Genomic DNA, 13289 nt, shown 5'->3' on the forward strand with positions numbered 1-13289 from the left:
TCCTTCAGTCTAAAAAATTTGATATACGTCATTTTATCAAATCATCCAGAAGGAAAATAGGGATTTCATCATTTTAAAAGGTTTCTTTTTACAGCACGATGATACTGGGAAATATTCCATGCATAATTGGCTGTTCCTGTTCACAAAATAAATCTAAAAATATTTTTTCGGAAAGGTATATATTCTCTGCAAACTGTTCACAATGATTGCAGAGGTGATAAATATGAGAGAGGAAGAAAGAAAAACAACTTCCAAAATCCAGCGTATTCTAAAAAAACGCTGGGCGTTACCAGCTATCTATCTTGCAAGTGCAGCCATTATCTTAGCCGCGGCATTTTTGGTGCAAATGAGCTTCAGGGATTCTGCAGATCAAGGCAATAAAGAGTATACAGAAAATAAGGGATTCGATGAGCCGTCTGTAGAAGTAAACAGTAATTTGGAAAATGTGAAAATGCCGGTTGCCGACTCGTCCGAGACAGTGATCAAGAAACAATTCTATGATGTCAATGCCGATGAAAAAGAGCAAGAGGCAGCTTTAGTTTTCTACAATAATAGGTATGAGCCAAACAAAGGAATCGATATTGCTCAAAAAGACGGCAAAGAATTTGAAGTGAAAGCTTCTCTAAGCGGTACTGTAAAAACCGTTCAGGAAGATGCGCTTCTTGGCAATTTAATTGAAGTAGAACATGAAGATGGGGTCATGACACGCTATCAATCCATTCAAGATATAAAGGTAGCGGTTGGAGACCGAGTGAAGCAGGGGCAGGCGATTGCTATGTCAGGAACCAGCCAAATCAATGAAGAAGCCGAAAATCATGTGCATTTTGAAATCCGCAAAGAAAACATTGCTGTTAATCCAATTGAATTTGACGGCAAGCAGGCTTCTACAATAGACATTGCTAAGGAAGAACAAGCACCAAAGGCAGCGGAAGAAGAGACTTCTGACGAAGCTGATACGAAAGGCGATGCCGGAAAATCTGATCCAAATGCCGATGAGGAAACACCAGATAGTCAGGATGATCAAACACAGCCAGCAGAAGACGAAGAATAATAATAATCAAAACGGATACATGCAGCGCAGCAACTGAAAATTGGTGAAAAGAAATCGTCCTTCGGGGCGGTTTCTTTTTGTATGTGAAAATCAGTGTTCTAAAAATTCCTGCTAAATGGACTGGAAGCGACATATTTCTCAGGAAATAAGCAGGTGAATATATCACAGAACGAAAGAAAATCAAGAAAAGACTTTTGCTTTTGTCATAAATTCTTAACCAAGCTAATAAGATGTATAAACCGATAAAGAGAGTGTTTGAGGTGAGGGGTCGTAAATTACAAATATCCTATTAATGGCGGAATTTATCATTCATATATTTTAAGATGCTATATTTGATTCGACAGAACGGATCTCATTTCACACTCCTCACATCCAATTTAGGGAGGTCGAGTGGTGTGCACGATTACATCAAAGAAAGAACTATCAAGATAGGAAAGTATATCGTGGAAACAAGGAAAACAGTGCGAGTGATTGCAAAGGAATTTGGCGTTTCAAAAAGTACAGTGCATAAAGATCTTACAGAAAGGCTTCCTGAAATAAATCCCGATCTGGCTAATGAAGTAAAGGACATATTGGATTATCATAAATCGATACGCCATTTGCGCGGCGGGGAAGCGACTAAGTTGAAATATAAGCGTTCTGAATTAGAAGAAGAAGTCGTGAAATAATTTACCGTACTTTGGAAATCCTAATGGTACAGGACGGAAGATGACAGGCAAAATAAAGTATAAAATCCCTCGGTTTTCCTTGCTGAAGGGATCTTTTTTTTATAATTGAAGTAACTTTAATTTTATTTTTTCTACTATTTATTGTATATATGATATGGTAAAATAAACAATTAGGACAGAAGTAGCATTATGTGAGGATATTCAAGGAGGAAATTTAAAAATGTTTGCTAGGGATATTGGGATAGATCTTGGGACAGCAAATGTTCTGATACATGTCAAAGGTAAAGGAATCGTGTTGAATGAGCCTTCAGTCGTAGCGATTGATAAAAATACGAACCGAGTACTTGCTGTAGGTGAGGAAGCTAGGAAAATGGTAGGGAGAACGCCTGGTAATATTGTAGCAATTCGTCCGCTTAAAGACGGTGTAATTGCAGATTTTGATGTTACTGAATCTATGCTGAGGCATTTCATTAATAAGCTGAATGTAAAAGGCTTTCTTTCTAAGCCGCGCATCTTAATATGCTGCCCGACGAATATTACAACAGTTGAGCAGAAGGCGATCAAAGAAGCAGCGGAAAAAAGCGGCGGTAAAAGGGTTTACCTTGAAGAGGAGCCTAAGGTAGCTGCAATCGGAGCGGGGATGGATATTTTCCAGCCAAGCGGAAACCTGGTTGTCGATATAGGCGGGGGCACCACAGATATCGCGGTATTATCCATGGGGGATATCGTTACTTCGGCATCAATTAAGATGGCAGGGGATAAGTTTGATGCAGAAATCCTTAATTATATAAAAAGAAAATATAAGCTTCTGATTGGGGAGCGTACAGCTGAAAATATAAAAATCCAGGTTGCTACAGTTTTCCCTGGTTCACGAAAAGAGGAAATCGAAATTCGCGGCCGCGATATGGTATCTGGCCTGCCGCGGACAATCACCGTAAATTCTGCCGAAATCGAAGAAGCGCTTAGAGAACAAGTCGCAGTCATTGTACAGGCTGCCAAAAGCGTACTGGAGCAAACACCGCCGGAACTTTCTGCGGATATTATCGACCGCGGGGTGATCCTGACGGGAGGCGGGGCTCTGCTTCACGGAATGGATTTACTCTTAGCGGAGGAATTAAAGGTCCCAGTACTGGTGGCTGAACAGCCTATGGACTGTGTCGCTATGGGTACAGGCATTATGCTGGATAATATTGATAAGATACCGGCACGGAAAATTAAATAAGAAAATGTAGAGATGAGGGTCTATGGTTCACGGAGACATGAGGTACCAATGAAGCGTGCGTATCAATGTAAGAGCGAGCTAGGGCCCTTTTTCTGCTATTCGGTATGATTCCTTTACAATTGACCCTAATGAACTTGAAAAATATACCATTGTGAAAATCCTTAAGATCATGCATTTTTGTCCGATATTTTATATAACAGAAAAAAACGAAACCTGTTCAGAGGAGTGTAAGAATGTTAAGAGGTTTTTATACAGCAGCGTCAGGTATGATTGCTCAGCAGAGAAGAACGGAACTCCTGACGAATAATATGTCCAACGCGAATACTCCCGGTTATAAATCTGATCAAACCAGTGTCAGAGCTTTTCCGGAAATGCTTCTAAATCGGATGGACACTAATGCCATTCCCGGGAAAAATGGAGCAGGTATCTCTTCTTCACAGCAAGTGGGCGGGTTAAACACGGGGGTTTATATCCAGGATGTCTCTCCGCTTTTTTCACAGGGCGACCTGACTGAAACAAGTTTAAAGACAGACGTGTCGCTTGCAGACGGGAATATGCCCATTGATGAAGAAACAGGGATGCGGGGAACGGTCTTGTTCACAGTCCAAGATGAATGGGGAGAACTAAGGTATACGAGGAACGGAAATTTCACATTGGATGCAGACGGGTATTTGACCACAGCTTCGGGATCGTATGTACTCGACTCGAACAATCAGAGAATTCAGCTGGACAATGATCAATACGTCATAAATGAAGAAGGCGTCCTTTCTCAGGCAGGGAGAGAAGATGTGCGCTTAGGCATTGCCTTTTCCAGCAATCCATATGGGCAATTGGAGAAAGAGGGAGACGGCTTATACAGAGCGGCAGAAGGAATAGTTCTTCCGGATGCTTATAATGTGAATGGCGCGGACTTTAGCTTAAAACAAGGATTTCTTGAAAGCTCGAATGTGGACGAATCTAAAACAATGACGGAAATGATGATGGCTTATCGATCTTTTGAAGCCAACCAGAAGGTTTTGCAGGCCTATGATAAAAGTATGGAAAAAGCAGTAAATGAAGTTGGCCGAATCGGGTAACCGTTTATAATCTTCAATCATAAGGGGAAATATCTATGAACAGAACGATGCTGACAGCTACAAATACACTTAGCCAGCTGCAACATAAATTAGACATGATCAGTAATAATATGGCCAATGCTGATACAAACGGTTATAAAAGAAAAGAAGCCACTTTTTCAGATCTTTTAGCCCAGCAATTTGATAATCAGCAGAATACCGAAAAAGAAGCTGAAAGATTGACACCAATGGGAATCAGGCAGGGGACTGGAGCTAAATTAGGACAGGCTCAGCTTATTTTGACGCAAGGATCCTTTAAAACCACCGATCGAGATTTGGATTTAGCTCTTGGTGATCCGTCATTATATTTTACTGTTTCTGTGAAAGATAATTTGGGCGAACAAACACGGCTTACGAGAGACGGCGCTTTCTATCTTTCACCGGAGAGCGCTAATTCAGACAGAATGAAGCTGGTAACGGCTGAAGGGAACTCGGTTCTTGATCAAAACGGAGAGCCGGTTGTCATTAACGGGACGGTAAACAGTCTTACGGTATCCGATAAAGGAAGACTGACCGCTCATACGGAAACGGGAGAACAGACTTTTGAGCTTGGGGTGGTATCAGTTAAAAAGCCTCAGTTTTTGGACCAATTTGGCGGAAATTTGCTTGGACTGCCGGAAGATTATACAGCAATGGACATTAATGAGGAAGAAATCATGACTCCGCTTATCGGCGGACTGCGGGAAGGCATCAATGTGCGGCAAGGCGCCTTAGAAGCGTCTAATGTGGATATGGGCAAGGAAATGACAGATTTAATGAATGTGCAGAGACATTATCAGCTCCAATCACGTTCCATTACATTAGCAGACCAAATGATGGGGCTTATTAACGGAATCCGATAAACATGTTACGATAGAGAAGGGAGAAAAGAGAGACTGTCCTATCTCCAGGACTGTAATGCAGGAGATGTCCCTTCTCACATATAATATGTAAAAGGAGTTTTCATTATTAATATGGAGCAAAAGAGTTTAACAAGGCAGCAGTTTGATGAAAAGAAAAATGAACAGGCAAATACAGAAAGCAGACCTTGGATACGTGTCAGGCTTCTGCCTATTTGGCTTCGCCTGATTCTCATATGTTTGTTTGCAGCAGCGGCAGTTGTCTTAGGCGCCATAGTAGGCTATAGTGTATTTGGCGGCGGTGAATTCGTCGATGTATTTAAAAAGTCCACATGGACGCACATCGTGGACATCGTGAATCAAGGTACATAAGCTTAATGGAAAAGGAGACATACTATGCTGGATATCCAACAAATTAAAGAAATTATCCCACACAGATACCCCTTTCTTCTTGTTGACAAGATTATTGAAATCAATGAGGGGGAAAGAGCAGTCGGGATTAAAAATGTGACGGCCAATGAAGAGTTTTTCAATGGACATTTCCCTGACTATCCAGTTATGCCTGGAGTTTTAATTGTGGAAGCCTTAGCCCAAGTAGGAGCTGTTGCTGTTTTGAAACAGGAAGAGCATAAAGGCCGGCTGGCGTTTTTTGCGGGTATTGATAAATGCCGATTTAAGCGGCAGGTGAAACCAGGTGACCAGCTGAGACTGGAAGTGGAGATCTTGAGGATGAAAGGTTCCATAGGAAAAGGAAAAGCAGTTGCCAGTGTAGATGGTGAAATAGCCTGCGAAGCAGAGATTATGTTTGCCTTTGGTGATAAATAAGTAAGGAAAAGGGAGTAAGCCTTTTATAATGTCTCTTTCAATATCCCTGTGTAAAAAGGATGATTTTGGTAATTATCAGTTTATTTTCCTTGGATAGGGTGTAAAATAAAGAGTGAAACAAGTGCTGTGCTTTTTTTAACCATTTCTTTTTATTCTCCCTTTTTGAGGTCAGACTTTTAAGTCTGGCCTTTTTTAGTGTTCTTTTTAGGGAGAATCCTGATTTCCAATATGTTCTTTAAAAGGGCTCTATACTATTTGTTGGGGTATCCATACAATTGTTTGCATAAAAAATGCACGCAAACATCCAATTCTTTTATACTTGAGTTGCCTAGAAACAAGTAGAGAATGGAGTTGCGTGCACATGAATTTTACCATGAATATTCCCGGTTTAAAAGGGGTTACTATTTTAAAAGTAGAGCAGGTGGAGGAAACGATGAGGGTATATGTGGAGATGGAACGCAGCCTCCAGCAGTGCCCTGACTGCGGAGCTCCCACCTCCCGTGTTCACGACTACCGGATCCAAAAGGTTAAGCACTTAAAGTGGTTTGAGAGGAAGACGGATTTATTCTACAAACGCAGACGGTATGTCTGTGCATGCGGGAAGCGTTTTTCGGAACAAAACCCGTTCGTACAGCGTTACCAGCGTACATCTATTGAATGGAATCAGGCCGTGGGCATACGGGCGATTAAAGGAAAGACCTTTAAAGAAACGGGGGAAACCTACGGTTCTTCGTCTTCTACTATTGTCCGCCGGTTTGACCGTTTGGCTCGGAGTGAAATACGTTCTGTGGAAAAGCTGCCTTCTGTGATTGCCATTGATGAGTATAAAGGAGATACACGAGAAGGAAAATACCAGCTCATCATTGCCGATGGAATCACCAAAAAGCCCTTAGATATCCTGCCTAATCGCTATAAGAATACGATTAAACACTATCTTCAAAAGTATGGGGACCAGGTTCAGGTGGTGATCATGGACATGAGCCATTCTTTTAAATCGGCGGTTCAAAGTGCCTTAGGCCGCCCTGTGATTGTGGCCGATCGCTTTCATTTCTGCCGGTATGTCTATTGGGCGCTGGACGGTGTCCGGAGAAGGGTACAGAAAGAGTTTCACCCGTATGACCGCAAGAAGTGCAAACGTATGAAGCATGTCTTTCACAAGGCCTCCGACCGCCTGACAGAAGAAGACAGATGGCATCTGCATCGTTATTTGGATATGTCGGAAGAGCTTAAAAAAGCGTACGAATTAAAGGAAACCTATCGTGGCTGGTTTGTTCAGGCGAAGGAATCTGGATCGGAAGATATAGGGAAGGTCAAACAGGGCCTGAGAGACTTTTATCGACGGGTCCAGGACTCTGGCATTCCTGAAATGGAGAAAGCCATTACCACGCTCCAAAATTGGCAGACAGAAATCTTAAACAGCTTTGTTTATGGGTATTCGAATGGTTTTTTAGAAGGGATCAACAATTCAACGAAGGTTCTTAAGCGAAATGCGTATGGATTCAGGAATTTCAGCCGTTTTCGGGCAAAAATATTATTAACCCATCAGTTTAAAGGAATTGGGATACATATTGGTTAGGGATGGCGATCAGTCGCCACCCCAACATTTGACGGAGAACCTTTAAAAGCAGCGCAACATATTTTCGATTTCGGGACAAAATACAAAGGACCAAGAAGAAAGGAGGTTTTCATGATGAAAAAGAAGCTTTTAGCTATGCTGGGTGCTTCATTTATGTCCATGCTTGTTTTGGCAGGCTGCGGAACGAACGATGATAACGATCCGGCACCTGAAGATAACAATAATCAAATCGAAGACCAGAATGACGGTTTGGACAACAATGATAATGGTACCAATAATGATGATGGTATCATCGATGATGCGGAAGACAATGCAGATGACGCTCTTGATGATACACAAGTTCCAAATGATACCATTGATGATGCAGATCAAAACAATGACATTATTGACGATAATGACGATAATGACAAAAATCGATAATTGAAACAAAGCCGGTTCCATTGCGGAGCCGGCTTTACTTGACGTTTTTTGCAGCCACTTTATGCTTTGAGTGGATCTTCTCTTTGAATTCTTCTACTAATTGCTGCCCTTCTATCCCTTTCCGCACTAAATCCTCCAGCAAGATTTCAGCATACCTGTTTCTCGCCGATTGTAAATGCCCCACAAATAAGAGGCTGACATGGCCGTCGATAAACCGGAGGGTGCGCAGCACGGTATGAAAGAAAGCAGGATCATTATCTTTTTTTGTGATAACAGCCTGAATATTTACTTCTTCATTCAGCTTTGGGAGGTTATTCTCGAGCTGCTTATAATGGCCTTCCTGTACGAAGGCTTCTAAAAGCCATGTGCGGGCATCATCCTCTTTATTAATAATCAATCCGTCAACAAGCTGAACATCGATTAATTCCAATTGGGGTGTGACAATTTGAACAGAAATTAATTTAAATGACTTCATGCTATCCCTCCATAAAATAGGATGATCCAATATTGAATAAGCTATAAACCAGCGGGAGAAATTCCCTGCATTTTCTTTCTGTTCTGTATTTTACTTCCTGATTGTTTTGATTATAACACATAGGTCAGCCGGCAAATAAGGAGTTCGACAGTCTCATTCAATTTCTTTTAAAAATGCAAAAAAATGGATTTTTACTAAGCTGCTATCCAGAAAATTATATTTCCCGGCATGCAAAAAGATTTAATTCAGCACTCCTTCTTTCTATATGATATTTTCTCTGATTTTGCATATGCCTTATAGCCGTTTATGATGTAAACAGGAAAGGAGTTGAAAAGATGATTAACCAAGTGACCCTTGTAGGAAGGCTGACAAAGGATCCTGAATTAAGATACACAGGAGATGGGAAGGCCGTTACGAACATTACTTTAGCTGTCGATCGGCACTTCCGGAATTCATCAGGAGGATATGAAACCGATTTTGTTCCGTGTACTATCTGGAAACGGACGGCCGAAAACACAGTCAATTATTGCCGGAAAGGCTCAATCATTGGAGTAACAGGAAGAATCCAAACAAGGAATTATGAAAATCAGGAGGGGAAAAAAGTATATGTAACAGAAGTAATAGCTGACATGGTACAGTTTGTTGGGAAAAAACCGGAGGAGATAACAGTTCCGGATAGATATGAACATATTGGCTTATAAAGGAGCGGAAAACATGAACAGGACAGAAGCATCTATTGAAAGCGGCTGTAAGCAAGGGAGCAGAGCTTACTGTCCGGAAAGAAATGAAATCCTGATCGGAAACTTAATTCGTTTTATTGCAAAATCGCATGAAAAATCCTCCATACAGGAAAGCAGGATTGCAGCTCTTGAAAGTATGGTCTGCACAATTGAAGATAAATATAGTGAACTAAGTAAATATGCAGAATGTCTTCGAAGGAAAATGAAGAAGCTTGAAGAGGAGGTGGCTTTGCTGAGTCAGTAAGGTATACGAAACCTTGATGAAATCAGAAATACTCCATTATTCCTCATTGTTTCCCTCTATATAGAATGGCATGAAAGCAAATGCCCCGAATAACTCTCCGTTTTTTTCCACGACTTTAGAATCTTGACGGATTCCCCTTCATTAGTGGCTGCAGCTGCAGTCACTTTTTATGTGTGCGCCCGGCATGGGTGCAGTCTATAGGGTGAGAGTCCCGAACCATGAAGGCAGTAGTAATGGTTAGCTTAACGCAAGGGTGTCTGTGGTGACGCAGAATCTGAAGGAAGCGAGCGGCAAACCTCCGNTGCGCCCGGCATGGGTGCAGTCTATAGGGTGAGAGTCCCGAACCATGAAGGCAGTAGTAATGGTTAGCTTAACGCAAGGGTGTCTGTGGTGACGCAGAATCTGAAGGAAGCGAGCGGCAAACCTCCGGTCTGAGGAACACGAACTTCATATAAGGCTAGGTACCATTGGATGAGTTTGCACAACAAAACGAAGTCCTTACTGCCGAAGGTGGTACAGAGTAAATGAAGCAGATAGATGGAGGGAAAGACTGTACTCTTACCCGGGGAGGTCTGATTGGAACGCCAAGTTCCCTTGGTAACCTATCCAGCGATGGACAGCTAAACAATCAGAAGTCAGCCGAGGTCATAGTACCATTCCAACTCGAGATGGAATGGGAAGGACTGAACTATTAGGAAGAACGAGAACTAGGCATATAATTCCTGTATAGAAGCAGACAATCCGAAAGGACTTACTTGAAGGAGGAAGTGGTGAATTCCACAGGGGACTTCATGAGGGTGGAGCAGGAATAACATAATTAGATTTCTACGTTCACGTCGAAAGGAAATATCACATGTTAATGGATCTGATTCTGTCACGGGAAAACTTAATAGAAGCACTTAAACGTGTGGAGAAGAACAAAGGGAGTCACGGCATAGATGGAATGTCCGTAAAATCCCTACGAAGACATCTCTATGAGAACTGGGAAACTCTTTGTGATTCATTAAGGGAAGGTACCTATCAACCTAACCCAGTCCGTCGAGTCGAAATCCCGAAACCGAACGGTGGAGTAAGATTACTAGGAATACCTACCGTGACAGACCGGTTCATTCAACAGGCTATCGCCCAAGTTCTAACCCCACTTCTTGACCCAACCTTCTCAGAACATAGTTATGGGTTTAGACCAAATAGAAGAGGTCATGATGCGGTTCGTAAAGCAAGGGAATATATAAGTGAAGGTTATAGATGGGTGATTGACATGGACTTGGAGAAATTCTTTGATAGAGTCAATCATGATAAGTTAATGGGGATATTAGCAAGTAGAATCCAAGACCGGCTGGTCTTGAAACTTATACGGAAATATCTCCAAGCAGGAATTATGATGAATGGTGTAGTCTATGATGCAGAAGAAGGAACACCACAAGGAGGTCCACTGAGCCCCCTTCTTTCGAATATCCTTTTGGATAAACTTGATAAAGAGTTAGAAAGGAGAGGTCACAAGTTTGTCCGCTACGCCGATGATTGTAATATTTACATGAAATCGAAGAAAGCTGGAGAACGAGTGATGAACTCAATTACATGCTTTATTGAGCAGAAATTAAAGCTCAAAGTAAATAGAGAAAAGTCAGCAGTTGATCGCCCGTGGAAACGAAAGTTTCTTGGCTTTAGCTTTACGGTCAATAAGAAACCGAAGGTTCGAATAGCCAATGAAAGTATTAAAAGGTTTAAGGCTAAAATACGGGAGTTAACCTCCCGTTCTAAACAAATTCCTATGGAAGTTAGAATCGAGAAACTAAATCAATATCTAACGGGATGGTGTGGATATTTTGCATTGGCTGATACACCAAGTAAATTTAAAGAATTTGATGAGTGGATTAGACGGAGACTCCGTATGCTTGAATGGAAACAATGGAAGAAACCGAGGACAAGAGTAAGAAAACTCAAAGGTCTAGGTGTCCCTGACCAAAAGGCATATGAATGGGGAAACTCCAGAAAGAAATATTGGAGAATAGCCTGTAGTCCAATCTTACACAAAACCCTCAATAACTTGTATTGGAGTCACCGAGGGTTGAAAAGTTTATATAATCGATATGAATTTCTGCGTCAAACTTAATGGAACCGCCGTATACCGAACGGTACGTACGGTGGTGTGAGAGGTCGGGGGTTAATCACCCCCTCCTACTCGATTNCGCCCGGCATGGGTGCAGTCTATAGGGTGAGAGTCCCGAACCATGAAGGCAGTAGTAATGGTTAGCTTAACGCAAGGGTGTCTGTGGTGACGCAGAATCTGAAGGAAGCGAGCGGCAAACCTCCGGTCTGAGGAACACGAACTTCATATAAGGCTAGGTACCATTGGATGAGTTTGCACAACAAAACGAAGTCCTTACTGCCGAAGGTGGTACAGAGTAAATGAAGCAGATAGATGGAGGGAAAGACTGTACTCTTACCCGGGGAGGTCTGATTGGAACGCCAAGTTCCCTTGGTAACCTATCCAGCGATGGACAGCTGAACAATCAGAAGTCAGCCGAGGTCATAGTACCATTCCAACTCGAGATGGAATGGGAAGGACTGAACTATTAGGAAGAACGAGAACTAGGCATATAATTCCTGTATAGAAGCAGACAATCCGAAAGGACTTACTTGAAGGAGGAAGTGGTGAATTCCACAGGGGACTTCATGAGGGTGGAGCAGGAATAACATAATTAGATTTCTACGTTCACGTCGAAAGGAAATATCACATGTTAATGGATCTGATTCTGTCACGGGAAAACTTAATAGAAGCACTTAAACGTGTGGAGAAGAACAAAGGGAGTCACGGCATAGATGGAATGTCCGTAAAATCCCTACGAAGACATCTCTATGAGAACTGGGAAACTCTTTGTGATTCATTAAGGGAAGGTACCTATCAACCTAACCCAGTCCGTCGAGTCGAAATCCCGAAACCGAACGGTGGAGTAAGATTACTAGGAATACCTACCGTGACAGACCGGTTCATTCAACAGGCTATCGCCCAAGTTCTAACCCCACTTCTTGACCCAACCTTCTCAGAACATAGTTATGGGTTTAGACCAAATAGAAGAGGTCATGATGCGGTTCGTAAAGCAAGGGAATATATAAGTGAAGGTTATAGATGGGTGATTGACATGGACTTGGAGAAATTCTTTGATAGAGTCAATCATGATAAGTTAATGGGGATATTAGCAAGTAGAATCCAAGACCGGCTGGTCTTGAAACTTATACGGAAATATCTCCAAGCAGGAATTATGATGAATGGTGTAGTCTATGATGCAGAAGAAGGAACACCACAAGGAGGTCCACTGAGCCCCCTTCTTTCGAATATCCTTTTGGATAAACTTGATAAAGAGTTAGAAAGGAGAGGTCACAAGTTTGTCCGCTACGCCGATGATTGTAATATTTACATGAAATCGAAGAAAGCTGGAGAACGAGTGATGAACTCAATTACATGCTTTATTGAGCAGAAATTAAAGCTCAAAGTAAATAGAGAAAAGTCAGCAGTTGATCGCCCGTGGAAACGAAAGTTTCTTGGCTTTAGCTTTACGGTCAATAAGAAACCGAAGGTTCGAATAGCCAATGAAAGTATTAAAAGGCTTAAGGCTAAAATACGGGAGTTAACCTCCCGTTCTAAACAAATTCCTATGGAAGTTAGAATCGAGAAACTAAATCAATATCTAACGGGATGGTGTGGATATTTTGCATTGGCTGATACACCAAGTAAATTTAAAGAATTTGATGAGTGGATTAGACGGAGACTCCGTATGCTTGAATGGAAACAATGGAAGAAACCGAGGACAAGAGTAAGAAAACTCAAAGGTCTAGGTGTCCCTGACCAAAAGGCATATGAATGGGGAAACTCCAGAAAGAAATATTGGAGAATAGCCTGTAGTCCAATCTTACACAAAACCCTCAATAACTTGTATTGGAGTCACCGAGGGTTGAAAAGTTTATATAATCGATATGAATTTCTGCGTCAAACTTAATGGAACCGCCGTATACCGAACGGTACGTACGGTGGTGTGAGAGGTCGGGGGTTAATCACCCCCTCCTACTCGATTGCCTAATATCTTAATAACTGAAATATGTATCGTTTTATACC

16 protein-coding genes are annotated in these 13289 nt (G+C 41.9%); 15 read left to right on the top strand and 1 reads right to left on the bottom strand.

The genetic code is table 11. The features are described 5' to 3' along the window. Positions 1 to 223 precede the first annotated feature (223 nt). From BQ4305_RS13925 to BQ4305_RS13965, 9 genes are all read left to right on the top strand, one after another. Positions 224 to 1051, top strand: coding sequence for a stage II sporulation protein SpoIIQ (locus BQ4305_RS13925; protein WP_110928342.1), 828 nt, complete (start codon positions 224 to 226; stop codon positions 1049 to 1051). A 395-nt stretch (positions 1052 to 1446) separates the two neighbouring features. Further along, a complete protein-coding gene (gene spoIIID, locus BQ4305_RS13930) occupies positions 1447 to 1719 on the top strand; it encodes a sporulation transcriptional regulator SpoIIID (RefSeq protein ID WP_110928343.1) in 273 nt (90 codons plus the stop codon). A gap of 220 nt (positions 1720 to 1939) precedes the next feature. Beyond that, the gene (gene mreB, locus BQ4305_RS13935) at positions 1940 to 2941 is read left to right on the top strand and encodes a rod shape-determining protein (protein WP_110928344.1); all 1002 of its coding nucleotides are present in this window, start codon (positions 1940 to 1942) and stop codon (positions 2939 to 2941) included. A 233-nt stretch (positions 2942 to 3174) separates the two neighbouring features. Further along, on the top strand, positions 3175 to 4017 hold the full coding sequence (locus BQ4305_RS13940) for a flagellar hook-basal body protein (protein ID WP_110928345.1): 843 nt from the start codon (positions 3175 to 3177) through the stop codon (positions 4015 to 4017). A gap of 35 nt (positions 4018 to 4052) precedes the next feature. Beyond that, positions 4053 to 4898 carry a flagellar hook-basal body protein gene (locus BQ4305_RS13945; RefSeq protein WP_110928346.1) on the top strand — a complete coding sequence of 282 codons (846 nt, stop codon included), beginning with the start codon at positions 4053 to 4055 and terminating at the stop codon, positions 4896 to 4898. A 111-nt stretch (positions 4899 to 5009) separates the two neighbouring features. After that, the gene (locus BQ4305_RS13950) at positions 5010 to 5267 is read left to right on the top strand and encodes a DNA-directed RNA polymerase subunit beta (RefSeq protein ID WP_110928347.1); all 258 of its coding nucleotides are present in this window, start codon (positions 5010 to 5012) and stop codon (positions 5265 to 5267) included. Between the two features lie 24 nt (positions 5268 to 5291). After that, positions 5292 to 5720 (top strand): 3-hydroxyacyl-ACP dehydratase FabZ, encoded by a 429-nt coding sequence (fabZ, locus tag BQ4305_RS13955; RefSeq protein WP_110928348.1) that lies wholly within the window; start codon positions 5292 to 5294, stop codon positions 5718 to 5720. Between the two features lie 355 nt (positions 5721 to 6075). Continuing rightward, positions 6076 to 7296 (top strand): ISL3 family transposase, encoded by a 1221-nt coding sequence (locus tag BQ4305_RS13960; protein WP_199880690.1) that lies wholly within the window; start codon positions 6076 to 6078, stop codon positions 7294 to 7296. A gap of 111 nt (positions 7297 to 7407) precedes the next feature. Next, positions 7408 to 7716 carry a hypothetical protein gene (locus tag BQ4305_RS13965; RefSeq protein WP_199880691.1) on the top strand — a complete coding sequence of 103 codons (309 nt, stop codon included), beginning with the start codon at positions 7408 to 7410 and terminating at the stop codon, positions 7714 to 7716. Between the two features lie 34 nt (positions 7717 to 7750). Here BQ4305_RS13965 and BQ4305_RS13970 read toward each other — a convergent pair whose 3' ends face one another. Beyond that, entirely contained in the window at positions 7751 to 8191 is a 441-nt protein-coding gene (locus BQ4305_RS13970) for a YwpF family protein (RefSeq protein ID WP_110928351.1), read from the bottom strand. Between the two features lie 335 nt (positions 8192 to 8526). Between BQ4305_RS13970 and ssb the strand changes: the two genes are divergently transcribed. The 6 genes from ssb (at position 8527) to ltrA (BQ4305_RS14000) (ending at position 13173) form a co-directional block, all read left to right on the top strand. Continuing rightward, a complete protein-coding gene (gene ssb / locus BQ4305_RS13975; RefSeq protein ID WP_110928352.1) occupies positions 8527 to 8892 on the top strand; it encodes a single-stranded DNA-binding protein in 366 nt (121 codons plus the stop codon). Positions 8893 to 8905: 13 nt separating this feature from the next. Next, complete coding sequence (locus BQ4305_RS13980; protein ID WP_199880692.1) at positions 8906 to 9175, top strand: hypothetical protein; 270 nt, start codon at positions 8906 to 8908, stop codon at positions 9173 to 9175. Between the two features lie 524 nt (positions 9176 to 9699). After that, entirely contained in the window at positions 9700 to 9870 is a 171-nt protein-coding gene (locus BQ4305_RS21535) for a hypothetical protein (protein WP_199880500.1), read from the top strand. 158 nt (positions 9871 to 10028) lie between these two features. Then, on the top strand, positions 10029 to 11288 hold the full coding sequence (gene ltrA / locus BQ4305_RS13990; protein WP_110926134.1) for a group II intron reverse transcriptase/maturase: 1260 nt from the start codon (positions 10029 to 10031) through the stop codon (positions 11286 to 11288). A 296-nt stretch (positions 11289 to 11584) separates the two neighbouring features. Beyond that, entirely contained in the window at positions 11585 to 11755 is a 171-nt protein-coding gene (locus BQ4305_RS21540) for a hypothetical protein (RefSeq protein ID WP_199880500.1), read from the top strand. A 158-nt stretch (positions 11756 to 11913) separates the two neighbouring features. Further along, positions 11914 to 13173 carry a group II intron reverse transcriptase/maturase gene (gene ltrA / locus BQ4305_RS14000; protein WP_110926455.1) on the top strand — a complete coding sequence of 420 codons (1260 nt, stop codon included), beginning with the start codon at positions 11914 to 11916 and terminating at the stop codon, positions 13171 to 13173. Positions 13174 to 13289 lie beyond the last annotated feature (116 nt).

This window comes from Bacillus massiliglaciei, from assembly GCF_900098925.1.
GTDB lineage: Bacteria > Bacillota > Bacilli > Bacillales > DSM-1321 > Peribacillus > Peribacillus massiliglaciei.

Excerpts from the sequence above, each read along its gene's own strand:
- BQ4305_RS13950 (WP_110928347.1), top strand. The coding sequence starts at position 5,010 with ATGGAGCAAAAGAGTTTAACAAGGCAGCAGTTTGATGAAAAGAAAAAT.
- BQ4305_RS13965 (WP_199880691.1), top strand. The coding sequence starts at position 7,408 with ATGATGAAAAAGAAGCTTTTAGCTATGCTGGGTGCTTCATTTATGTCC.
- BQ4305_RS13945 (WP_110928346.1), top strand. The coding sequence starts at position 4,053 with ATGAACAGAACGATGCTGACAGCTACAAATACACTTAGCCAGCTGCAA.
- BQ4305_RS13940 (WP_110928345.1), top strand. The coding sequence starts at position 3,175 with ATGTTAAGAGGTTTTTATACAGCAGCGTCAGGTATGATTGCTCAGCAG.
- ltrA (WP_110926455.1), top strand. The coding sequence starts at position 11,914 with ATGTTAATGGATCTGATTCTGTCACGGGAAAACTTAATAGAAGCACTT.
- BQ4305_RS21535 (WP_199880500.1), top strand. The coding sequence starts at position 9,700 with ATGAAGCAGATAGATGGAGGGAAAGACTGTACTCTTACCCGGGGAGGT.
- BQ4305_RS13970 (WP_110928351.1), bottom strand. The coding sequence starts at position 8,191 with ATGAAGTCATTTAAATTAATTTCTGTTCAAATTGTCACACCCCAATTG.
- mreB (WP_110928344.1), top strand. The coding sequence starts at position 1,940 with ATGTTTGCTAGGGATATTGGGATAGATCTTGGGACAGCAAATGTTCTG.
- ssb (WP_110928352.1), top strand. The coding sequence starts at position 8,527 with ATGATTAACCAAGTGACCCTTGTAGGAAGGCTGACAAAGGATCCTGAA.
- BQ4305_RS13980 (WP_199880692.1), top strand. The coding sequence starts at position 8,906 with ATGAACAGGACAGAAGCATCTATTGAAAGCGGCTGTAAGCAAGGGAGC.
- fabZ (WP_110928348.1), top strand. The coding sequence starts at position 5,292 with ATGCTGGATATCCAACAAATTAAAGAAATTATCCCACACAGATACCCC.
- BQ4305_RS21540 (WP_199880500.1), top strand. The coding sequence starts at position 11,585 with ATGAAGCAGATAGATGGAGGGAAAGACTGTACTCTTACCCGGGGAGGT.
- ltrA (WP_110926134.1), top strand. The coding sequence starts at position 10,029 with ATGTTAATGGATCTGATTCTGTCACGGGAAAACTTAATAGAAGCACTT.
- BQ4305_RS13925 (WP_110928342.1), top strand. The coding sequence starts at position 224 with ATGAGAGAGGAAGAAAGAAAAACAACTTCCAAAATCCAGCGTATTCTA.